Genomic DNA, 22,850 nt, shown 5'->3' with positions numbered 1-22,850 from the left:
TCCCCTCGCGAAAGGCCTCCCTGTGGACCACCGGCCCCGGAACACCACCGCGGAGCTCTGGCGGCGGGCCGCCCGTCGGCTGCTCGCCAAGACGATCGCGGAGTTCGCCTACGAAGGGATCCTCACACCCCGCCGGGAGACCCCCGGCGGGGACGTCTACCGGCTGCCCGTGGACCCAGGCCTGATCTACCGCTTCCGGGCCCGGCGCGGAGCTTACGGGCACTGGAGCATCGACCCCGGCTCCCTTACCCCTTCCGCTGATCCGCTGGAGTTCCTGGCCAGGGCGCACGACAGCCTGCTGCGGCTGTCCGGTGACACCACCGGCCATCTCCTCCGCGAGCTGACGGCCACCCTGTCCGCGGATGTCACCCTGGCCGCGGGCGCCCCGCCGGCGGCGGACCTCGCCGACCTGGGCTACGCCGAACTCGAAGGCCACATGGAGGGGCATCCCTGGCTGGTGGCGAACAAGGGGCGGCTGGGGTTCTCCGCCTCCGACACCGCCCGCTGGGCTCCCGAGGCCCGGGCGCCGCGAACCCTGCCCTGGCTCGCCGCACACTGGGAACTCGCCGCCTACCGGGGGATCTCCCGGCTGGCGGATTCCGAGCGGCTGTACGCGGAGGAACTCCCCGCGCCCGTCCGGGACGTCTTCGACCGGACCGTGGCCGCGCACGGCCGTGATCCGCACGACTATCTCTTCCTGCCGGTACATCCCTGGCAGTGGGACGAGACGGTGGCGCCGCTCTTCGCCCCGCAGATCGCCGACCGCGGCCTGATACCCCTGCCCACGGACGGCGACCTGCGGCTGCCCCAACAGTCCGTGCGGACCTTCCTGAACGCCAGCCGTCCGCACGCGCGCAGCGTGAAGCTCCCGCTGTCCGTGCTGAACACCCTCGTCTGGCGAGGGCTTCCCACCGAACGCACCCTGGCCGCCCCCGCTGTCACCGGCTGGATCCACTCCCTGCGGGACACGGACCCCTACCTGAGGGACGAGACCCGCGTCGTCCTGCTGGGCGAGACCGCTTCCGTCACCGTCCGTCACCCGCTGTACGACGGGCTGCCGGGCGTGCCGTACCAGTACCGGGAACTGCTCGGCTGCATCTGGCGCGAACCTCTGGCGCCGCTGCTCGACCCCGGCGAGAGGGCCCGGACGCTGGCCGCGCTGCTCTGGTCCGATGCCGAGGGCCGGACCCTCACCGCCGAGCTCGTCCACCGCTCCGGGCTGGCACCGGCCGACTGGCTGCGGCGGCTGATGGCGGCGCTGCTGCCGCCGCTGCTGCACTTCCTCTACCGCTACGGCACCGTCTTCTCCCCGCACGGGGAGAACGCCGTGGTCGTCTTCGACGAGCGCGAGATCCCGGTGAGGCTGGCGGTGAAGGACTTCGTCGACGACGTGAATCTCAGCGCCGAGCCGCTGCCCGAGCACGAAGGCATGCCGGACGAGGTGCGCGAGGTCCTGCTCACCGAGCCTCCGGGCTTCCTCACGCAGTTCCTGCACGGCGGGCTGTTCATCGGGGTCTTCCGCTATCTCGCTCCGCTGTGCCGCGAGCACCTGGGGGTCCCGGAGGGGGACTTCTGGGCGCTGGTCCGGGAGGAGATCCTCGGATACCAGCGGCGGTTTCCCGGGCAGCGGACGCGGTACCGGGTCTTCGACCTGCTCACACCGCGGCTGGCCCGTATCTGCCTGAACCGCAACCGTCTCCATCTTGACGGGTACCGCGACCGGGCCACCCGTCCGCACGCCGCCGTGCACGGCACCGTTCCCAACCCGCTGAGCCTGCCGTGAGCCGGCGTCCGCCGGACGCCCGGCCCCCGATGTCGGTGCGGCCACGTAGGGTGGCAGCCCTATGACTGCGACATCCGGTGAACCCGCTCTCTCCGATCTCCTGCACGCCGCCGTCGAGGCCGTGGGCGGCACCGAGCGGCCGGGGCAGGTCGCCATGGCTCAGGCCGTTGCCGAGGCCGTGGAGGAGGGGACAGCCCTGCTCGTCCAGGCCGGCACCGGCACCGGCAAGTCGCTGGGTTATCTGGTGCCGGCGCTGGCCCGGGGCACCTCCGCCCCGCCGGCCGGCGGTTCTCCGCTGCCGGACGGCGGGCCGGAAGGGGGCGGCGGACGGGTGGTGGTCGCCACCGCGACGCTCGCCCTCCAGCGGCAGCTGGTCGAGCGGGATCTGCCCCGCACGGTGGAGGCGCTCTCACCGCTGCTGGGCTGCCGTCCCGAGTTCGCCACGCTCAAGGGCCGCTCCAACTACCTGTGTCTGCACCGCCTGCACGAGGGTGTGCCGCAGGACGAGGAGGAGGGGCTGTTCGACCCCTTCGAGGCGGCCGAGGCCGCCGGCGGGCCGTCCAGCCGGCTGGGCCGGGACCTCCTGCGGCTGCGCGACTGGGCGGACGAGACGGAGACCGGCGACCGGGACGCGCTGACTCCCGGCGTGTCCGACCGGGCCTGGGCCCAGGTCTCGGTCTCCTCGCGGGAGTGCCTGGGCGCGTCCAACTGCGCCTACGGGGCGGAGTGCTTCGCCGAGGCGGCGCGTGAGCGGGCCAAGCTGGCGGAGGTCATCGTGACCAATCACGCGCTGCTGGCGATCGACGCGATCGAGGGCGCCCCCGTGCTGCCGCCGCACGAGGTGCTCATCGTCGACGAGGCGCACGAGCTGGTCTCCCGGGTCACCGGCGCCGCCACGGGGGAGCTGACCCCGGGCGGTGTGGACCGCGCGGTGCGCAGGGCGGCCAAGCTCGTCGACGAACAGGTCGCGGACGCGCTCCGCACGGCGGCGGAGTCGTTCGACCGCGTGATGGAGCTCGCGCTGCCCGGCCGGCTGGAGGAGCTCCCGGAGGAGCTGGGATACGCCGTGGCCGCGCTGCGGGACGCCGCCCGCACGGTGATCACGGCGCTGGGGGACACCCGCGACCGCTCGGTGCAGGACGAGGACGCGGTCCGCAAGCAGGCGATGGCTTCCATCGAGTCGGTCCACAAGGTGGCCGAGCGGCTGGTGGAGGCCTCGGAGTACGACGTTGTGTGGTGTGAGCGCCACGACCGGTACGGCGCCTCGCTGCGGGTGGCCCCGCTGTCCGTCGCGGGGCTGCTGAGGGAGAAGCTCTTCACCGAGCGGTCGGTGGTGCTCACCTCGGCCACGCTGCGGCTGGGCGGAGACTTCAACGGTGTCGCGGCGTCGCTGGGCCTGGGGCCCGAGGGGCAGCACGGTGAGGATCTCCCGGAGTGGAAGGGCCTGGATGTCGGGTCACCCTTCGAGTACCGGAAACAGGGCATCCTCTATGTGGCGCGTCATCTGTCCCCGCCCGGGCGGGACAGCAGCCGGGCGGACATGCTCGACGAGCTCGCGGAGCTGGTGGAGGCCGCCGGAGGGCGGACGCTCGGCCTGTTCTCGTCGATGCGGGGTGCTCGTACCGCGGCGGAGGAGCTGCGGGAGCGCCTGGATGTCCCGATCCTGCTGCAGGGCGAGGAGACGCTGGGCGAACTCATCCGCACGTTCGCGGAGGACGCCAGGACCTGTCTGTTCGGCACGCTCTCGCTGTGGCAGGGCGTCGATGTGCCGGGGCCGAACTGCCAGCTGGTCGTGATGGACCGGGTTCCCTTTCCCCGTCCCGACGATCCCTTGATGAGCGCCCGCCAGAAGGCGGTCGAGGAGGCGGGCGGGAACGGCTTCATGGCGGTCGCGGCGACGCATGCGGCTCTGCTGATGGCGCAGGGCGCGGGGCGTCTGGTGCGGGCCACCGGGGACCGCGGGGTGGTGGCCGTCCTCGATCCGAGGCTGGCCACCGCGCGCTACGGCGGCTTCCTCCGCTCCTCCATGCCGGACTTCTGGTACACCACGGACCGCAATCAGGTGCGGCGCTCGCTCGCGGCGATCGACGAGGCGGCGCGGGACGTCACCGCCTCGTCGGGGTGAGAGGCTCTGAGAAGAAGGAGCGGGGCGGCGGGAGTCACACCCGCCGCATCACGGCGACAACCTTGCCCAGGATGGTGGCGGCGTCCCCGGGGATCGGCTGGTAGGCGGCGTTGTGCGGGAGCAGCCAGACCTGGCCGTTGTCCCGCTTGAAGCGCTTGACGGTGGCTTCGCCGTCCAGCATCGCGGCGACGATGTCGCCGTTCTCCGCGACGGGCTGGCGGCGCACCGTGACCCAGTCGCCGTCGCAGATGGCAGCCTCGATCATGGAGTCACCGACGACCTTGAGAACGAAGAGCTCACCGTCCCCGACGAGCTGTCGGGGGAGTGGGAAGACGTCCTCCACGGACTCCTCGGCGAGAATGGGGCCGCCGGCGGCGATCCGCCCCACCAGGGGCACATACGACGCGGCCGGCTTCCCCGCGGTGTCCGCGGCCTGGGGGGCGGGTGTCTCGACGCCGCGGACCTCGTAGGCGCGGGGCCGGTGCGGGTCCCTGCGGAGAAAGCCCTTCCGTTCCAGGGCCATCAGCTGGTGCGCCACGGACGAGGTGCTGGAGAGCCCCACGGCCTGACCGATCTCCCGCATGGACGGAGGGTATCCGCGCCGCTGCACGGAGTCCCGGATGACCTCGATCACGCGACGCTGCCGGTCGGTGAGGCCGGAGCTGTCGGCCCGGATCCCGGGGGGCCGGCCGGGCATGGCGCGCGTCGGCGTGTCGCGGCTGCCCGGAGCCGGTGCGGTGATGGTGTCCTGTGCTGCGGTGGTCATCTCGGCCCCTCTCGGTGGTACTCCCTAACCAGACAACGGTAGTTGCTATCGAAAGGTTGCGCCAAACACACGTTCGAGTGAAAATTCGCCGATCGGCTGACGGGGTCGGGGGTGTGAGTGTATGGCGGCTCGGAGGGAACCCGCTGTGCGATAGCCTCCGCTGCGGCGCCGGCGCAGCCTCCGTGAAGCGACACGCGCGGTGGCGGATGGTGTGACCGAACCCTACATGTAGTGGTTGTATGGGCGGTGGCCAACCATAGGTTGTGGTCCCGGGTGGGTCCGGGCGCTCCGTATCGCCTATGCTTGGGGACCGCCCCACGGGTCGCCGACGGCAGTCGGGAGGCCGTGGGGAGAAATGTCACGTCGGGCGGACGCGGCACTCTGCGTCACAGAGGCTGCATGGAGGGTGAGAAGCGATGCACTGCCCCTTCTGCCGGCACTCCGACAGCAGGGTCGTCGACAGCCGCACGGCCGACGACGGCGCCACCATCCGCCGCCGCCGTCAGTGCCCGCACTGCTCCCGGAGGTTCACCACCCTGGAGACGGCCGCGCTGATGGTCATCAAGCGCAGCGGAGTGACCGAGCCGTTCAGCCGGGACAAGGTGATCACCGGGGTGCGCAAGGCCTGTCAGGGCCGGCCCGTAACCGAGGACGCGCTGGCCCAGCTCGGCCAGCGCGTCGAGGAGGCGGTGCGGGCCACCGGCAGTGCCGAGCTGTCCACCCACGACGTGGGGCTGGCCATACTCGGCCCGCTGAGGGAGCTCGACCTGGTGGCCTACCTGCGCTTCGCGTCGGTCTACCAGGCGTTCGACTCCCTCGAGGACTTCGAGGCCGCCATCGCGGAGCTCCGCGAAGGTTTCCCCGGAGCCCGGCAGCCCGGCCGGCCGGAGAAGGCCCCCGGCGCCGACCGGGCGGCCGCCGCCGGCTGACCGGCACCGACAGACCCGGCCGGACGCACCGCCAGGACCCGGCCGTCAGAACATCAGCGCGCCCCGGAGCGATCGGGGTGCACCAGGGCGTTTCCGCCCGAACAGGGAGGCGTAATGACAGAGACGGCAAGCGGCCCGGCACGTGGCTCCCGCGCCAAGGGCAGCAAGGGGAACAAGGTGGGCAAGGGACTGCGTGTCGAGCGCGTGCACACCACCCCCGGCGTGCACCCGTACGACGAGGTGGTCTGGGAGCGCCGCGATGTCGTCATGACCAACTGGCGGGACGGCTCGGTCAACTTCGAGCAGCGCGGTGTGGAGTTCCCCGAGTTCTGGTCGGTCAACGCGGTCAACATCGTGACCAGCAAGTACTTCCGGGGAGCGGTCGGCACCCCGCAGCGGGAGAACAGCCTCAAGCAGCTCATCGACCGGGTGGTGAAGACCTACCGTGCCGCTGGTGAGGAGCACGGCTACTTCGCCTCCCCGGCCGACGCCGAGATCTTCGAGCACGAGCTGGCCTATGCCGTGCTGCACCAGATCTTCGCCTTCAACTCTCCCGTCTGGTTCAACGTCGGTACCCGCCAGCCCCAGCAGGTCAGCGCCTGCTTCATCCTCTCGGTCGACGACTCCATGGAGTCCATCCTCGACTGGTACAAGGAAGAAGGGATGATCTTCAAGGGCGGTTCCGGGGCCGGCCTGAACCTCTCCCGCATCCGCTCCTCCAAGGAACTGCTCTCCTCGGGCGGCAATGCCTCGGGGCCGGTCTCCTTCATGCGTGGGGCCGACGCCTCCGCCGGCACCATCAAGTCCGGCGGCGCGACCCGCCGGGCGGCCAAGATGGTCGTGCTCGACGTGGACCACCCCGATGTCGAGGCCTTCATCGAGACCAAGGTGAAGGAGGAGGAGAAGATCCGCGCCCTGCGCGACGCGGGCTTCGACATGGACCTCGGCGGTGACGACATCACCTCCGTGCAGTACCAGAACGCGAACAACTCGGTCCGTGTCACCGACGAGTTCATGAGGGCCGTGGAGTCCGGCTCGAAGTTCGGGCTGCGGGCCCGGATGACCGGCGAGGTCATCGAGGAGGTCGACGCCCGGACGCTGTTCCGCAAGATGGCCGAGGCCGCGCACGTCTGCGCCGACCCGGGCATCCAGTACGACGACACCATCAACCGGTGGCACACCTCGCCGGAGTCGGGGCGGATCAGTGCCTCCAACCCGTGCAGCGAGTACATGCACCTGGACAACTCCTCGTGCAACCTCGCCTCCCTCAACCTGATGAAGTTCCTCAAGGACGACGGCCGGGGCAACCAGTCCTTCGACGCCGAGCGCTTCTCCAAGGTCGTGGAACTCGTCATCACGGCGATGGACATCTCCATCTGTTTCGCGGACTTCCCGACCGAGAAGATCGGTGAGACGACCCGGGCCTTCCGGCAGCTCGGCATCGGCTACGCGAACCTGGGCGCCCTGCTGATGGCCACCGGCCACGCCTACGACTCCGACGGCGGGCGGGCACTGGCCGGTGCGATCACCTCGCTGATGACCGGTGTCTCCTACCGGCGCTCCGCGGAACTGGCAGCGGTCGTGGGGCCGTACGAGGGCTACGCCCGCAACTCCGAGGCGCACAACCGGGTGATGGGCCAGCACGCCGACGCCAACGCCGCGGCCAAGCGGATGGACGATCTCGACACCCCGGTCTGGGCGGCGGCCACCGAGGCGTGGCAGGACGTGGTCCGGCTCGGGGGCAAGAACGGCTTCCGCAACGCCCAGGCCAGTGTGCTCGCGCCCACCGGCACCATCGGGCTGATGATGGACTGCGACACCACCGGCGTCGAACCCGACCTCGCCCTGGTCAAGTTCAAGAAGCTCGTCGGCGGCGGCTCCATGCAGATCGTCAACAACACGGTCCCCAGGGCGCTGGCGCGCCTGGGCTACCAGCCCGAGCAGATCGAGGCGATCGTCGCCCACATCGCCGAGCACGGCAACGTGATCGACGCCCCCGGCCTGAAGCGGGAGCACTACGAGGTCTTCGACTGCGCGATGGGTGAGCGCTCCATCTCCCCCATGGGACACGTGCGGATGATGGCCGCCGCGCAGCCGTTCCTGAGCGGCGCCATCTCCAAGACGGTGAACATGCCCAGCACCAGCACGGTGCGGGACGTCGAGGAGATCTACCTCCAGGGCTGGAAGCTGGGCACCAAGGCGCTGGCCGTCTACGTCGAGAACAGCAAGGTCGGGCAGCCGCTGTCGGCCAAGAAGAAGGAGGAGCAGAAGGAGGAGCGGCCGGCCGAGACGGGAAAGGCCGTCGAGTACCGGCCGGTGCGCAAGCGGCTCCCCAAGGGCCGCCCGGGCATCACGACGTCGTTCACGGTGGGCGGGGCCGAGGGCTACATGACGGCCAACTCCTACCCGGACGACGGGCTGGGCGAGGTCTTCCTGAAGATGTCCAAGCAGGGCTCGACGCTCGCCGGCATGATGGACGCCTTCTCCATCGCCGTCTCCGTCGGCCTGCAGTACGGAGTGCCGCTGGAGACCTATGTCTCCAAGTTCACCAACATGCGCTTCGAGCCGGCCGGCATGACGGACGACCAGGACGTACGGATGGCGCAGTCGATCGTCGACTACATCTTCCGCCGCCTCGCACTGGACTTCCTGCCGTTCGAGACTCGCTCGGCGCTCGGCATCCACACCGCCGCGGAGCGCCAGCGGCACCTGGAGACCGGCTCCTGGGAGCCAGGCGAGGACGACGTGGACGTCGCGGGACTGTCCCAGTCCGCCCCGCGGCAGGGAACCGCCCCGGCCGCCCCCGCTGAGCCGGAGCCCGCGGTGGCGCGCCCGGCCCCCCGGGAGGCGCACAACTCGACGGAGCTCATGGAGATGCAGCTCGGCATGAACGCCGACGCGCCGCTGTGCTTCTCCTGCGGCACGAAGATGCGCCGGGCCGGCAGCTGCTACCTGTGCGAGGGCTGCGGCTCCACCAGCGGTTGCAGCTGAGCACGGAGAACAGGGCGTCCGGGCAGCGGTGAGCACCCGCTGCCGACGGCGCCGAGCGGCACCTGAGAGCGGGTGCCGGCCATGGGCCGGCACCCGCTTCGCCGTCCGGCGGCCGGTGGGCTTCCCGCCGGGCCGCGGGGGACGTAACGGGACACACGGGGATTCAGTGGCCGCTTCGGGGGCACCCGTGAACTTTCCGCGCCGTCGTGCGGGACGCAGGGACCGCCCGTGGGGAAGGAACAGGTGTCCGGTGAATGACGTGACAGTGGTGACCGGGGGGACCGGAGTGCTCGGCAGCGCCGTTGTCCGGCGGCTGCTGATGGACGAGCGCCCCGTGCGGGTGCTCAGCCGGCGTCCCCGCCCCGAAGGCGACCGGCTGCCGGTCGAGTGGGCGGTCGGCGACCTGAAGTCGGGGGAGGGACTCGACGCCGCGGTGGACGGAGCGGCGGCGATCGTGCACTGCGCGACCACCGGCGGACGTGCCGACGCGCGGCTGACCCGCACGCTGGTCGCCGCGGCCGGGCGGACGGGCCGTCCGCACCTGGTGCACGTCTCGGTCGTCGGCGCCGACCGGGTGCCCGACTCCTTCCACCGGGCCAAGCTGGCCGCCGAGGAGGCCGTCACCGGGTCCGGGCTGCCCTGGTCGGTGCTGCGGACCACCCGCTTCCACGACCGGATAGCGCGGTCGGCACGGTCCAGGCCCTGGCTCCCGGTCGTCCTGACCCTGGCAGGTGACGTGCCGCTCCAGCCCGTCGAACCGCGGGAGGTGGCCGAACGGCTGGCCGCGCTCGCGGCGGGCGAGCCCACCGGAGCGGTGGAGGAGATGGGTGGTCCGCAGATCCGCACCGCCTCCGAGCTCACCCGGGCGGCGCTGCGTGCCCAGGGGCGGCACCGGCCGGTGGTGGCGCTGCGGTGGCCGGGCAGGACCTCCGGCAGGCTGCGGGACGGCGGCCTGCTGACCGCGGAGCACGCGGACGGCCGCGCCACGCTGGAGGACCACCTGGCGCGCGGAGAGCCCCCCGGCGTCGTGACGATGGTGGAGCCGGCCGGCGGGCGCACGGAGCACCCCTCGCGCTCCTGATCACTCGACCGCTCCACCGCCGGGCCTCCAATGGCCGTACGATGGCGCGGTGCTGGTCAAGTGGATGCGGTGCACCGTGGTCGACCGAGGCGGCTTCGAGCGCGGGCAGCGGAAGTGGGCGGGTCTGCTCGGCGAGCCCGGGTTCCGGGGGCAGGGCGGAGGCTGGAGCCGTTCGCGGCCCGGGGTGGTGCACCTTTTCGGCTTCTGGGAGAGCCGGGTCCTCTACGACTCCTTCATGGCCCGCTCCCACGACCGGCTGGCGGCCTCCCAGTCCGGGACGTACCGCGACATGGAGGTGCGGCTCTTCGAGTACCGCTTCGACGTGAAGATGGGGTTCGAGCCGCGGTTCACCGACGCGGACCTGCTGCGGGTGGCGCACTGCCGGGTGCACCAGGACCGCGCCGATCACTTCGCGCTGATGCAGGAGAAGGTCTGGAACCCGGCGATGGCCGGATCGCCGGGGATGCTGCGCGGGGTCTTCGCGCAGGCGGAGCCGGACCACGAGTTCCTGGTCCTGTCGATGTGGGACTCCGCCGCGGAGCGGGCCAAGTACCGCACGGAGCGGGTGGAGCGGCTGGCCCTGCGGGCGCAGACCGGCGCCGACATCGCCTCGATCGCCGGGGACGTCATCGACATGGAACCGGCCTGGACGGTCTGAGCATCCGGAGCGGGCGGCCGGGCCGGCGGGCGGCACTAGGCTGGGCGGTATGGCACAACCGCGGCGCATTGTTCTCCTCCGGCACGGGGAATCGCAGGGCAACCAGGACGACTCCGTGTACGAGCGGATTCCCGACCATGCCCTGGAGCTGACGGAGAAGGGGCTGCGGCAGGCCGAGGCCGCGGGGGAGCGGCTGCGGGCCGAGATCGGCGGGGAGCGGGTCTCCGCGTACGTCTCGCCCTACCGGCGCACCCACCAGACGTTCCGGGCGCTGGGCCTGGACCCCGGCCTGGTGAGGGTGCGCGAGGAGCCCCGGCTGCGCGAGCAGGACTGGGGAAACTGGCAGGACAGCGAGGACGTGGCCCGGCAGAAGAAGGCCCGGGACGCCTACGGCCACTTCTTCTACCGCTTCGCCTCCGGGGAGTCGGGCGCGGATGTGTACGACCGGGTCGGTGCCTTCCTGGAGAGTCTGTGGCGCAGCTTCGCGGCGCCCGATCACCCCCCGAACGTCCTGCTGGTGACGCACGGACTGACCATGCGGCTGTTCTGCATGCGCTGGCTGCACTGGACGGTGGCCGAGTTCGAGTCGCTGTCGAACCCGGGCAACGGCGAGAGCCGGCAGCTGATCCTGGGGCCGGACGGCCGCTATCACCTGGACCGGCCGTTCGAGCACTGGCACACCCCCGAGCGGCCGTTCGAAGGCTGGGGGGAGGCCTATGTGCGCCGCACCTGAGGCCGCCGCCGGCCCGCCGGGGGCAGGGGCAGGGGCCGGGGAGCCGGAGGCTAGGCTGAGCCCCGCCATGGCTGCCGATCCGCCCACCCACCGAGTCGAGCGCTCGCTGCGCGCCACCACCGGCGCGCGGATCGTGGCGGGAGTCGACGAGGTGGGCCGGGGCGCATGGGCGGGGCCGGTGACGGTCTGCGCGGCGGTCACCGGTCTGCGCCGGCCTCCCGAAGGCCTCACCGACTCCAAACTGCTGACCGTGGGGCGTCGCACGGAGCTCGCCTCAGTGCTCGGCGAGTGGGTCACCGCGTACGCCCTCGGGCACGCCTCGCCCCGGGAGATCGACACCCTGGGGATGACCGCCGCGCTGCGACTGGCCGCGGGCCGCGCGCTGGCCGGTCTCCCCGAGCGCCCGGACGCGGTGATCCTGGACGGCAAGCACGACTACCTGGGGCCGCCCTGGCGGGTCCGGACGGTGATCAAGGGCGACCAGTCCTGCGTCGCGGTCGCCGCGGCCTCCGTCATTGCCAAGGTGCGCCGGGACGCGATGCTCGCCGACCTCGGCACCGAGCACCCGGAGTTCGCCTTCGACAGCAACGCCGGTTACCCCTCGCCGGTGCACCGGGAGGCACTGCGCGAACACGGGCCGACGCCCCATCACCGTCTGTCGTGGGCCTACCTGGACGCCCTGCCGCGCTGGCGACACCTGAAACTGCCCTCGCACCGGGAGGCGGCCGACGCCGCCGCACTGGAGGACGCCGGGCAGCTCGGGATGTTCTGAGCCGCCGCGCGCCCGGGCCTGCGGGCGCCTGCGGGGCGGGTGGCCGGCTGTCCGTGCCATCGGGTTGCATAGGGGCCATGAACGATCCGGAGCTCCGTGCCGAAGCCGATGCCGTCCTTGCCGAGCTCGTGGGGGCGCCGAAGGGGTCGGCACGGCTGCGGGAGGACCAGTGGCAGGCGGTGGCGGCCCTGGTCGAGGAGCGCCGGCGCGCCCTGGTCGTGCAGCGCACCGGGTGGGGGAAGTCGGCGGTGTACTTCGTCGCCACGGCCTTGCTGCGGCGCCGCGGCTCGGGCCCGACGGTGATCGTCTCGCCGCTGCTGGCGCTGATGCGCAACCAGGTGGAGGCGGCCGAGCGGGCCGGTATCCGGGCCAGAACGATCAACTCGTCCAATCCGGAGGAGTGGGAGGCCATCCACGAAGAGGTCTCCCGCGGCGGGACGGATGTCCTTCTCGTCAGTCCGGAACGCCTCAACTCCGTGGATTTCCGCGAGCGGATGCTGCCCGGGCTCGCCGCCACGACAGGCCTTCTGGTGGTGGACGAGGCGCACTGCATCTCCGACTGGGGGCACGACTTCCGGCCGGACTACCGGAGGCTGCGGGCGATGCTGGCCGGGCTCGGCCCCGGGGTGCCGGTGCTGGCCACCACGGCAACCGCCAACGCACGCGTCACGGCGGACGTCGCCGAGCAGCTGGGCACCGGTACCGGGGAGGCACTGGTGCTGCGCGGGCCGCTGGACAGGGAAAGCCTGCGGCTGGGCGTGGTCCGACTGCCGGACGCCGCGCACCGCCTGGCCTGGCTCGCCGGGCACCTGGACGAGCTGCCGGGCTCGGGGATCATCTACGCCCTCACCGTCGCGGCGGCCGAGGAGACCACCGCTTTTCTCCGGCAGCGCGGCTTCGAGGTGTCCTCCTACACGGGGCGCACCGAGAACGCCGACCGGCTGCAGGCCGAGGCAGACCTGCTGGCCAACCGGGTCAAGGCCCTGGTCGCCACCTCGGCGCTGGGCATGGGCTTCGACAAGCCCGATCTCGGGTTCGTCGTCCATCTGGGATCGCCGTCCTCGCCGATCGCCTACTATCAGCAGGTCGGCAGGGCGGGCCGCGGCGTGGAGCACGCCGACGTGCTGCTGCTGCCGGGCCGGGAGGACGAGGCGATCTGGCGCTACTTCGCCGACACCGCCTTCCCGCCCGAGGAGCAGGTCCGCCGGACCCTCGCGGCCCTGGCCGACGCCGGGGGGCCGCTGTCCCTGCCCGCCCTGGAGGCCATGGTGGATCTCCGGCGCACCCGGCTGGAGACCATGCTGAAGGTGCTCGACGTGGACGGGGCGGTCAAGCGGGTGAAGGGCGGCTGGATCTCCACCGGCGAGCCCTGGGTGTACGACTCGGAGCGGTACGCGTGGGTGGCGCGTCAGCGGGCGGCCGAGCAGCAGGCCATGCGGGATTACGTGAGCACGACCGGGTGCCGGATGGAGTTCCTGCGCCGGCAACTGGACGACGAGGGAGCGAGCCCGTGCGGCCGCTGCGACAACTGCGCGGGCGCCTGGACCAGTTCCGCCGTCCCGGAGGAGACGCTCACCGATGCGGCGAAGGAACTGGACCGCCCGGGTGTGGAGGTCGGGCCGCGCCGCATGTGGCCGACGGGAATGGCCGCGCTGGGCATCGATCTCAAGGGGCGCATTCCGGCCGGCGAGCAGTGCTCCACCGGCCGCGCCCTGGGGCGCCTGTCGGACATCGGCTGGGGCAACCGGCTGCGCCCGCTGCTGGCCGACGACGCCCCCGACGGGCCGGTCCCCGGCGATGTCCTGCGGGCCGCGGTGACGGTTCTGGCCGACTGGGCCCGCTCGCCTGGGGGCTGGGCGCCGGGCGTCCCGGATGCCTCCGCCCGACCGGTGGGAGTCGTCGCCGTGCCGTCCCTGTCCCGCCCGCGACTGGTCGAGTCCCTCGCCCGGGGTGTCGCGGACGCCGGGCGCCTGCCCTTCTGGGGCACGTTGGCCCACACCGGTCCGGACGCCTCGCACACGGCACGCCGCAGCAACTCCGCCCAGCGCCTGCGGGCGCTGTCCGGCGCCTTCGCCGTCCCGGAGGACATGGCCGGTGAGCTGGCCCGTTCCCCCGGACCTGTCCTGCTCGTGGACGACTACACGGATTCCGGCTGGACCCTCGCCGTAGCGGCCCGCCTGCTGCGCCGGGCAGGCGGCGAGAAGGTCCTCCCCCTGACCCTCGCCGCGACAGGCTGAGGTCCCACCGTCCGGGCTCGCTCCGCGGGGCGGGACCGGCAGCGCGCGCCGTATCGGTGCCACGCACCCCGATAGCGAGCCCGGAAGGCGGGCCGGTCTGGGGACAACCGCTCTGATCGTCGGATTGTCCCGGTCGGCTGTGGACGGTCCGCGGCGGCCCGTGCCGGGCCGACGGCACGCTTCGGGCATGACCCGACCCACAGAACCCACTCCGGCTCCGTCGCGGGAGAGCCACCGCGTCACGCTGCGGGGCCCCGCCGAACTGGCCGATGCCCTCCCGTACCTGCTCGGCTACTACCCCGACGACTCCGTCGTCCTCATCGGACTGCACGGCCGGCGCGGACGCCTGGGCGGCCGCATCCGCACCGGCATCCCGCAATCGGCGGGCGACTGGCCGGAGCTGGCCCTGCGGCTGGCGTCCTGCCTGGTCGACAACAGTCTCGCCCGCGACGGGAGACGGCCGGACGCCGCCGTGGTCTACCTGTGCCGGGAGCCGGCGGCCGGCAACTCCCCGGAGGAAGTCACGGAACTTCTTCGCCCGCTCGCCCAGTCGCTCCGCACGGCCTGCGGGGCCCTGGACGTCCCGGTGCACGAAGCGCTTCACCTGACCCGGACCCGCTTCCGGTCGTACTGCGGCAACGGGGCCGGTACTCCCGGGAACCGGCCGCCCGGCGGCGGGCCACCATGGGGCGGTACCTCTCCGATGGCCGCCGCCGCGGCCCGGGCCGGCATCCGGGTGCGGGGCTCCCTGCGGGACCTCGAGCGCGCTCTGGTCCCGCTGGCCTCGCCGCCCGTGGTGGCCCGGCAGACCGGGGCGCTGGATCTGGCCGCGACGGAGCTGGTCCCGCGGATGCTGGCCGGGCGGACGGACTGCGCCGCCGTGCGGGAGGAGACCCTGCGGCTGGCCGAGCGGATGCTGGGCCGCTTCCGCCGGGTCACCGGCCCGGCCGGCACCCCGCAGGGGGCCGCGGTTCCGAAGGGCTCCGCGGAAGGTGAGGACGCCCGGGACGACGCCCTGCTGACCTCCCAGGACGCGGCCCGTCTGATCCTCGGTCTGCAGGACCGCGTCACCCGGGACCGGGCCGCGGAGTGGATGGAGGGAGCCGGGGCGGCCGCCGCACTGAGGCTGTGGCGGGCGCTGGCCCGCAGATGCGTGGGCGCCTACGCCGGGCACGCGGCAGCCCCTCTCACGCTCGCGGGCTGGGTCGCGTGGTCCACCGGGGACGGCCCGGCAGCCCGTATCGCACTGAGCCGGGCGCTGGAGGCGGATCCGGACTACACCTTCGCCCGGCTGCTCCTGCAGGCGTGCAACAGCGGGCTGGATCCCGAGCCGCTGCGCCGCTGCATGCGCAGGCTGCGGGCCGACCGCAGGCCATGAACGGCGGTGCGGGGCACCTATGATCACGACATGCCCTACGACCCGTCGGTCTATCCGCCGTTCGCCGTCACCGTCGACCTGGTCGTGCTCACCGTCCGCCGGAACGCCCTGTGTGCCCTGGCCGTCCGTCGTGGTGAGGAGCCCTTCCGGGGCCGGTGGGCCCTGCCCGGCGGCTTCGTGCGGGCGGACGAGGATCTGGCCACCGCGGCCGTCAGGGAGCTGGCCGAGGAGACCGGGCTGCGCCCGCAGGAGTCGGAGGGCCATGCGGGAGCACATCTCGAACAGCTGGCGACCTACGGCGATCCGAGCCGGGACCCGCGGATGCGGGTGGTCAGTGTCGCGCACCTGGTGCTCGCTCCGGACCTCCCGGCCCCCACCGCGGGCGGTGACGCCGAGAGGGCTCGCTGGGTGCCGGTCGCCTCGCTGCTCGCGGGCCCGGGCGGGGCGGCGCCGGAGCCACTGGCCTTCGACCACGCCCGGATTCTGACCGACGGAGTCGAGCGTGCCCGGTCGAAGATCGAGTACTCCTCCCTGGCGGCCGCGTTCTGCGCCCCGGAGTTCACCGTGGGAGAACTGCGCCGGGTCTATGAGGCGGTGTGGGGGGTCTCGCTGGACCCGCGCAACTTCCATCGCAAGGTCACCGGAACCCCGGGGTTCCTGGTGCCCACCGGCGGGACCACGACGCGTCAGGGCGGGCGCCCGGCACAGTTGTTCCGGGCCGGCGGGGCCACGCTGCTCAATCCGCCGATGCTCCGCCCCGAGGCGTAGCGGCCCGCCGCTTCCCGCGCGACAGGCCCCGGGAAGGCGTAGCCCGAAGAATCCGGTATGCCCCGTTATGGTGCCAGGGTGCATCCTCAGCGGGAGACGCGATGATCCAGGCCATCGGACTCACCAGTGCCCCCCGGCGCGGCCGGTCGCCGGCCGTTGACGATCTCACCTTCGAGGCCCGCCCGGGCCGGGTGACCGTGCTGCTCGGACCGGAGGGGGCGGGCAAGTCCACCGCTCTGCGGCTGATGCTCCGTCTGCGGCCGGGGCGCGGGGTCGCCCTGTTCCGCGGCCGGCCCCTGCACCGGGTGCCGCACCCGCCGCGCGAGATCGGAACCCTGCTGGGGGACGTGCCCGGTCATCCCGGCCGGACCGCCCGGGGACACCTGCGGATGCTCGCCGCCGCCTGCGGGGTCCCCTCCGGCCGGGCCGATGACGTTCTGGACGTCGTCGGGCTGAGCGGGCTGGCCGACCACCGGCTCGGATCCTTCTCCCTGGGCATGGACCGCAGGCTGGGGCTCGCCGCGGCTCTGCTGGGCGACCCGCACACGCTCGTGCTCGACGACCCTGCGGCCGGCCTGTCGGCGCGGGAGCGAGCCTGGCTGCACGGCCTGCTGCGTGGGTACGCGGAGCAGGGGGGCGCGGTGCTGCTCACCGCCTCCGAACCCAAGGAGGCCGTGGGCGTCGCGGACCGGGTGGTCTCCCTGGAGGCGGGCCGCCTGGTGGCCGACCAGGAGTGCCCGGACTTCGCCAGGACCCGGCTGCGGCCCCGGGTCGTGGTGTGCACCCCGCACACCGACCGTCTCGCCGCGGTGCTCACCCAGGAGTTCCGGGCCTCCCGCACGGACGCCGGCGGTGAGCGCACCGAGATCGTCCGTGAGTCCGGCAGCCGTCTGGCCGTCTACGGCTCCTCCTGCGCCACTGTCGGCGAGACCGCCTACCGGCACCGGATCCTGGTGCACCTGCTGACCGAGGAACTGGGCGATGCCGGTGACCGCGAGCGGGCCGGACCACTGCACCGGGCCGACGGCCGGGCCGTAGTCGGTGCGTCGCGGGGCGAGGCTGTCACCGCCGTGCCGGCCGCACCCACCGCACCGGCGGGTGGCGTACCGGCGGAACGGGGGCCGGTGCCGCCACGGATGCCCGTCCTGCCGCCGCCGGGGCCGGCCTGGCCCTTGCGCTATGAGCTGCGCCGCTGGGCGGGGGTCCGCGCCGGCTGGTGGATCATGGCCGCGGCGCTGCTCATCGGCCTCCTCGGTGCCTTCTGGCAGGCACTGACGGGAGCGCCGGCTTCCGACCGGGTGCTCACCGGCTGGGTGCCGCCGCTGCCGCTTCCCCCTGTCGCGGTGGCGGCGGGGCTGCTGGGTGCGCTGTCGTTCGCCCAGGAGTTCAGGTATCCCGCACTCGTGCCGGCGCAGGTGCCGGTGCCCAGGCGTCTGAGCCTGCTCCTGGGCAAGACCGCCGTGGCCGGGGCCGCCGCCCTGCTGCTGTGCGGTGCGGGGGTGGCCCTGAACCGGGCCGCCCTCACTCTTCTTATGGGGCCGGAGGCTCCGGTGGGGATGCCGGAGTGGCCCGTGCTCGCCGGTCTCGCCGCACTTCCGGTCTGCTGCGCCTGGGCAGGGCTGCTGGCGGCGGGGGTGTTCCGCTCGGTCCTGGCGGGGCTGGCCGCGGTGACGGCTGTGCCGCTGGTCCTCGCGCCGGCGCTCCGTCACCTTCTGGAAGGTCCGGCGGCCCGCTCGATCGAGGGGTTCCCCGCGCGCCTCCAGGCGCTCACCGGCCTGCCGCTGCCCACGGCGGCGGAAAGGTGGCTCGCCGCCGGCGTGCCGCACGCCACGCAGCCGGTCGGCTGGGCCTTCGCACTGAGTCTGGTGGTGCTGCTGGCCGGGTACGCCGTGGTGGGGCTGCGCCGGGGTCCCCGCTGAGCGGATGCCGGACGCCGGACTTGCACGGAGGCGATCGTTCATCCGTTCCAGGGGCGCACAACCGGACGCTTTGGCCAGTACGAAAAGATGACCACGTGGCGCGTGAGCCCGGTTTTCGGGGGTGCGGCGTCAATGGCGGAGCGGCCGATGATCACCCTTTCGTGTGCTTTTCACCAAAGACCTCAAGGTGACTCCACGTGCCGCCGACAAAGGATGGCGTGACTACCCTTGCGCACTCCATGATGACCGCCTCCCGCTCCGCCGACCAGGGCCCGGCCGCCTCCGGCGAGCTCAACCGCTACGCCTACGCCGAATCCACCGGCGCGGCCCGCACCACCAGTGCTCCCGCGTGGGAGGGCGCCGACGCGGCCATGGGCCGGGCGAGCCGCCGCGCCGCGGGCAGCCGGGGCCGTGGCCTGCACGGCCAACTCGTCCAACAGCTCGGTCAGATGATCGTCTCCGGTGACCTCGGGGCCGACCGCCCGCTGGTGCCCGAGGAGATCGGGCAGCGTTTCGAGGTCTCGCGGACGGTCGTCCGCGAGTCCCTGCGGGTGCTGGAGGCGAAGGGCCTGGTGAGCGCCCGGCCCAACGTCGGCACCCGGGTCCGCCCCGTCAGCGACTGGAATTTGCTCGACCCGGACATCATCGAGTGGCGTGCCTTCGGGCCGCAGCGGGAGGACCAGCGCCGCGAGCTGTGCGAGCTGCGCTGGACCATCGAGCCGCTCGCGGCCCGGCTGGCCGCGGGAGACAGCCGGGAGGAAGTCCGGCAGCGCCTGGGCGACATGGTGGACATCATGACCCAGGCGCTGGGCCAGGGCGACGCGCTGACCTTCTCGCGGGCCGACACCGAGTTCCACGGTCTGCTTCTGCAGTCCGCCGGCAACCGGATGCTCGCCCACCTGTCCGGAATCGTCGCCTCGGCGCTCCAGGTCTCCGGGGGAGCGGTTTCGGGCTGCGAACACCCGACCGAGGCATCGGTCGGGTGTCACCAGCGCATCGTCGACGCGATCGGGTCGGGTGAGCCCGCCGCCGCCGAGAGCGCCATGCGCCAGCTGCTCGCGGCCCCGCTGGAGCTCGAGGTTCCGGCCGAGACCGGGCCCGACCACGTGGTTCCGGCCCCGCGCGAGCACTGACCCGGAGCCTCCGCAGCCGCGTCGCCGGGCCCATCCGCACCGGGCTCCGGCGACGCATGTGCGTGGGCCCGCTACAGTCGAGCGTGCGATGTGACTCGGGACACGCTGTTGCGGCGTAACACTTCGGGGAGCAGCGCGATGATTCAAGAGGTGGCAGCCGTGACTCGGCCGCCGGTGCTCGCGAGTGCCGTGGTCCGTCACTGCCGCACACCGAAGCCGTCGGCACATCCCTGCCGCCGGCCGCGGTTCCGCTCCCCGTGGGCGGGGCCAAGCCGTCCCCAGAGTTCCGAGAGGTTGTTCGTGTCGGCCAGCACTTCCCGTACGCTCCCTGCGGAGATCGCCGAGTCCGATTCAGTGATGGCGCTCATCGAACGGGGAAAGGCAGAAGGGCAGATCGCCGGGGATGACGTCCGCCGGGCCTTCGAGGCTGACCAGATCCCGCCGACTCAGTGGAAGAACGTTCTGCGCAGCCTCAACCAGATCCTCGACGAGGAGGGCGTGACGCTGATGGTGAGTGCCGCCGAGACTCCCAAACGCACCCGCAAGAGTGTCGCGGCCAAGACCCCGGCCAAGCGCACCGCGACCAAGGCGGTCACGTCCAGGACCGCGCGTTCCCCACAGCCCACGGCCCCGTCCGGTGAGACGGGCGCAGACGGCCCGGACGCCGCCGGCCGGGCCGCCCCCGATCAGCAGAGCACCAAGAAGACGGCGGCGAAGAAGGCCGCCGCCAAGAAGACCGCTGCCAAGAAGACCACGGCAAAGAAGACCGCCGCCAAGAAGACGACTGCCAAGAAGACCGCGGCCAAGAAGGCCGAGAAGCCGGTGGCCGACGAGCTCCTCGACGGCGACGAGGAACTTGTGGAGGGCCCGCCGGCCAAGGCCGGCAAGGGCGGCCCGGAGACCCCCGGCGAGGGCAAGCAGGAGAACGAGGGCTTCGTCCTGTCGGACGAGGACGAGGACGACGCCCCCGCCCAGCAGGTGGCGGCGGCCGGTGCCACCGCCGATCCGGTCAAGGACTACCTCAAGCAGATCGGAAAGGTTCCGCTCCTCAACGCGGAGCAGGAGGTGGAGCTGGCCAAGCGGATCGAGGCAGGGCTCTTCGCCGAGGACAAACTGGCCGGCTCGGACAAGATCGCTCCCAAGCTCAAGCGGGAGCTGGAGATCATCTCCGAGGACGGCCGCCGGGCGAAGAACCACCTCCTGGAGGCGAACCTCCGCCTGGTCGTTTCGCTCGCCAAGCGCTACACCGGGCGGGGAATGCTCTTCCTGGACCTCATCCAGGAGGGCAACCTCGGCCTCATCCGCGCGGTCGAGAAGTTCGACTACACCAAGGGCTACAAGTTCTCCACCTACGCGACCTGGTGGATCCGGCAGGCCATCACCCGTGCCATGGCGGACCAGGCGCGCACCATCCGCATCCCTGTCCACATGGTGGAGGTCATCAACAAGCTGGCCCGGGTCCAGCGGCAGATGCTCCAGGACCTCGGCCGCGAGCCGACTCCGGAGGAGCTGGCCAAGGAACTCGACATGACCCCGGAGAAGGTCGTCGAGGTCCAGAAGTACGGCCGGGAGCCCATCTCACTGCACACCCCCCTGGGTGAGGACGGCGACAGCGAGTTCGGCGACCTCATCGAGGACTCCGAGGCGGTGGTCCCCGCAGACGCGGTCAGCTTCACTCTTCTGCAGGAGCAGTTGCACTCTGTTCTGGACACGCTCAGTGAGCGCGAAGCGGGAGTCGTCTCGATGCGTTTCGGGCTCACCGACGGGCAGCCGAAGACCCTGGACGAGATCGGCAAGGTCTACGGCGTGACCCGTGAGCGGATCCGGCAGATCGAGTCCAAGACCATGTCCAAGCTGCGGCACCCGTCCCGCTCGCAGGTGCTGCGGGACTACCTCGACTGATCACCGCACCCGACCGGTGGAACACGGCCGGTGACCGTCCGCTCCGGCGGACGGTCACCGTCCGTCATCATTTCCGCACGCGTCCGGGATGCGAGCGCCCAGCCTCCGTCCGACCCTGGGTAGCCGGAAGACCTCACACGGTCAGGAGCTGCCCATGTCTCATCATGTCCGGTCGCTGCTCACCGCTCTCCTGCTGAGCCTGCCCCCCGCCGTCCTGCCGTCGGCCGCCGGCGCCGAGGAGGTGATCGTCGGCGGATACCCGGTCGGGGCCGCCGAGCACCCGTGGGCGGTCGCGGTGGCCAGTCGGGCCCACCTGGGGGATCACCGCTCCGGCCAGTTCTGCGGCGGCGCCGTGGTCGGCCCCCGGGCCGTCCTGACGGCCGCGCACTGCCTGAGCCCGCAGGTGACGGGGGTGGACCCGGCGGACATCCGCGATCTCACCGTGATCGCGGGGCGCAGTGATCTGCGCAAGGACGAGGGGCGGGAGATCCCGGTCCGCTCGCTGTGGATCAATCCCGGCCACGACAGACGCACCAACGCCGGTGACTTCGCGGTGCTGATTCTCTCCGAACCGCTTCCCGCCCACCACGCCGTGCCGCTGGCCGGCGAGGGGGACCCCGCATACGCGCCGGGGACCCCGGCGGATGTCTACGGCTGGGGGGACACCAGCGGCCGGGGAAGCTTCGCGATGGAACTGCACTCGGCCCGGGTCCGTCTGCTGGCGGACACCTCCTGTGCCTCGGCCTACCGGGACAGTACGGCCGGGGTCTTCGACCCGGAGTCGATGCTCTGTGCCGCGGTGTGGAGCGGTGGCAGGGACGCCTGCCAGGGGGACAGCGGAGGGCCGCTGGTGGCCTACGGCCGGCTGGTCGGCCTGGTTTCCTGGGGCAGTGGCTGCGGTGAACCGGGGCAGCCAGGCGTGTACAGCCGGGTCTCGGTGATCGCCGACGAACTGGTGGCCGCGGGACTGGCGCACCGCTGAGGGCTCGCTGGGCCCGGAAAGAGCTGCGGGCGGTGCCCCTCCGCACTGGAGGGTCACCGCCCGTGATCCGGCCGCCGGCCGGCCGAGCCCGTCGTAGGGGACGCGAAGCGTCAGGTCAGCGCTGTGCGAGTCAGCGTTCGGTCTCGCTCGCGGTGGAGGGAGCCGCGGTCAGCTTCTCCGTCTCGTCCTGTATGTCCGCGGCGATCTTCTTGAGCTCCGGCTCGAACTTGCGGCCGTGGTGGGCGCAGAACAGCAGGTCGGCGCCGTTGTTGAGCACCACTCGCAGGTACGCCTGCGCGCCACAGCGGTCGCAGCGGTCGCCGGCCGTCAGGGGGGTCGCGGGGGTCAGAACAGTAGTCACGTCGCCTCTTCTCTAGCTCGACGAGCTGTCGTACCAGGGTCAACATCCAACCAGGCCGAAAACGTTCCCGCTCGTGGCCTTTCCTCGGAAAAAGCCGGCGAGGGGTGGCTGAACGCTGCCGGTGGCGGCGAATGAGCCGTATAGCTTGTGTTGCTCGGGTTTCACGTTGTTGCGGTTGTATGTCCGGCTACCTCGGTGTATCCGGAGTCTTCCGTGTTGAGGAGGACGTGCCCGGAGCCTAAATGGTTCATGCCTCGAATGGAACGTGATGTACGCGTCAGGACGAGAAGTTGTCGAACGTGCGATCGAGCCGGGGGTAGGGTTGATCCTCC

17 protein-coding genes are annotated in these 22,850 nt (G+C 72.2%); 15 read left to right on the top strand and 2 right to left on the bottom strand.

The genetic code is table 11. The annotated features are described in order from the left end of the window. Positions 1-22: 22 nt before the first annotated feature. Together ABD299_RS17305 and ABD299_RS17300 are read left to right on the top strand one after the other, a co-directional pair. Entirely contained in the window at positions 23-1,783 is a 1,761-nt protein-coding gene (locus ABD299_RS17305) for an IucA/IucC family protein (RefSeq protein ID WP_344263400.1), read from the top strand. 61 nt (positions 1,784-1,844) lie between these two features. Continuing rightward, complete coding sequence (locus tag ABD299_RS17300) at positions 1,845-3,908, top strand: ATP-dependent DNA helicase (RefSeq protein WP_344263398.1); 2,064 nt, start codon at positions 1,845-1,847, stop codon at positions 3,906-3,908. Positions 3,909-3,942: 34 nt separating this feature from the next. Here the strand turns inward: ABD299_RS17300 and lexA are convergent, their stop codons facing one another. Then, positions 3,943-4,674: a transcriptional repressor LexA gene (lexA, locus tag ABD299_RS17295; RefSeq protein ID WP_344263396.1), complete on the bottom strand. Its 732-nt coding sequence runs from the start codon at positions 4,672-4,674 to the stop codon at positions 3,943-3,945. Positions 4,675-5,090: 416 nt separating this feature from the next. Between lexA and nrdR the strand changes: the two genes are divergently transcribed. The 13 genes from nrdR to ABD299_RS17230 all read left to right on the top strand — a co-directional run bounded on the left by nrdR (position 5,091) and on the right by ABD299_RS17230 (position 22,157). Then, positions 5,091-5,603, top strand: a complete 513-nt coding sequence (nrdR, locus tag ABD299_RS17290; protein ID WP_344263395.1) for a transcriptional regulator NrdR — start codon at positions 5,091-5,093, stop codon at positions 5,601-5,603. Positions 5,604-5,717: 114 nt separating this feature from the next. After that, positions 5,718-8,594 (top strand): vitamin B12-dependent ribonucleotide reductase, encoded by a 2,877-nt coding sequence (locus ABD299_RS17285; protein ID WP_344263393.1) that lies wholly within the window; start codon positions 5,718-5,720, stop codon positions 8,592-8,594. A gap of 250 nt (positions 8,595-8,844) precedes the next feature. After that, complete coding sequence (locus ABD299_RS17280; protein ID WP_344263391.1) at positions 8,845-9,675, top strand: SDR family oxidoreductase; 831 nt, start codon at positions 8,845-8,847, stop codon at positions 9,673-9,675. A 49-nt stretch (positions 9,676-9,724) separates the two neighbouring features. Then, complete coding sequence (locus ABD299_RS17275) at positions 9,725-10,333, top strand: YdbC family protein (protein WP_344263389.1); 609 nt, start codon at positions 9,725-9,727, stop codon at positions 10,331-10,333. 49 nt (positions 10,334-10,382) lie between these two features. After that, a complete protein-coding gene (locus ABD299_RS17270) occupies positions 10,383-11,066 on the top strand; it encodes a histidine phosphatase family protein (RefSeq protein ID WP_344263388.1) in 684 nt (227 codons plus the stop codon). 67 nt (positions 11,067-11,133) lie between these two features. Next, positions 11,134-11,838, top strand: a complete 705-nt coding sequence (locus ABD299_RS17265; protein WP_344263386.1) for a ribonuclease HII — start codon at positions 11,134-11,136, stop codon at positions 11,836-11,838. A gap of 77 nt (positions 11,839-11,915) precedes the next feature. Continuing rightward, positions 11,916-14,075 (top strand): RecQ family ATP-dependent DNA helicase, encoded by a 2,160-nt coding sequence (locus ABD299_RS17260; protein WP_344263385.1) that lies wholly within the window; start codon positions 11,916-11,918, stop codon positions 14,073-14,075. Positions 14,076-14,262: 187 nt separating this feature from the next. Beyond that, positions 14,263-15,453: a DUF4192 domain-containing protein gene (locus ABD299_RS17255; protein ID WP_344263383.1), complete on the top strand. Its 1,191-nt coding sequence runs from the start codon at positions 14,263-14,265 to the stop codon at positions 15,451-15,453. A 30-nt stretch (positions 15,454-15,483) separates the two neighbouring features. Then, entirely contained in the window at positions 15,484-16,221 is a 738-nt protein-coding gene (locus tag ABD299_RS17250; RefSeq protein ID WP_344263381.1) for an NUDIX hydrolase, read from the top strand. Between the two features lie 101 nt (positions 16,222-16,322). Next, positions 16,323-18,140 (top strand): ABC transporter ATP-binding protein, encoded by a 1,818-nt coding sequence (locus ABD299_RS17245; protein WP_344263379.1) that lies wholly within the window; start codon positions 16,323-16,325, stop codon positions 18,138-18,140. 218 nt (positions 18,141-18,358) lie between these two features. Further along, complete coding sequence (locus ABD299_RS17240; protein WP_344263377.1) at positions 18,359-19,273, top strand: FadR/GntR family transcriptional regulator; 915 nt, start codon at positions 18,359-18,361, stop codon at positions 19,271-19,273. 300 nt (positions 19,274-19,573) lie between these two features. Next, the gene (locus ABD299_RS17235) at positions 19,574-21,175 is read left to right on the top strand and encodes an RNA polymerase sigma factor (RefSeq protein ID WP_344263376.1); all 1,602 of its coding nucleotides are present in this window, start codon (positions 19,574-19,576) and stop codon (positions 21,173-21,175) included. A gap of 154 nt (positions 21,176-21,329) precedes the next feature. Further along, positions 21,330-22,157: a S1 family peptidase gene (locus tag ABD299_RS17230; protein WP_344263374.1), complete on the top strand. Its 828-nt coding sequence runs from the start codon at positions 21,330-21,332 to the stop codon at positions 22,155-22,157. Between the two features lie 130 nt (positions 22,158-22,287). Here the strand turns inward: ABD299_RS17230 and ABD299_RS17225 are convergent, their stop codons facing one another. After that, positions 22,288-22,518 (bottom strand): DUF7455 domain-containing protein, encoded by a 231-nt coding sequence (locus ABD299_RS17225; protein WP_344263372.1) that lies wholly within the window; start codon positions 22,516-22,518, stop codon positions 22,288-22,290. Positions 22,519-22,850: the final 332 nt, after the last annotated feature.

The organism is Streptomyces sodiiphilus, assembly GCF_039529215.1.
In the GTDB taxonomy this organism is placed as follows: Bacteria; Actinomycetota; Actinomycetes; order Streptomycetales; family Streptomycetaceae; genus Streptomyces; species Streptomyces sodiiphilus.
Note: the sequence above shows the minus strand (reverse complement) of the source record. Positions and strands in the feature narration are given on the sequence as shown.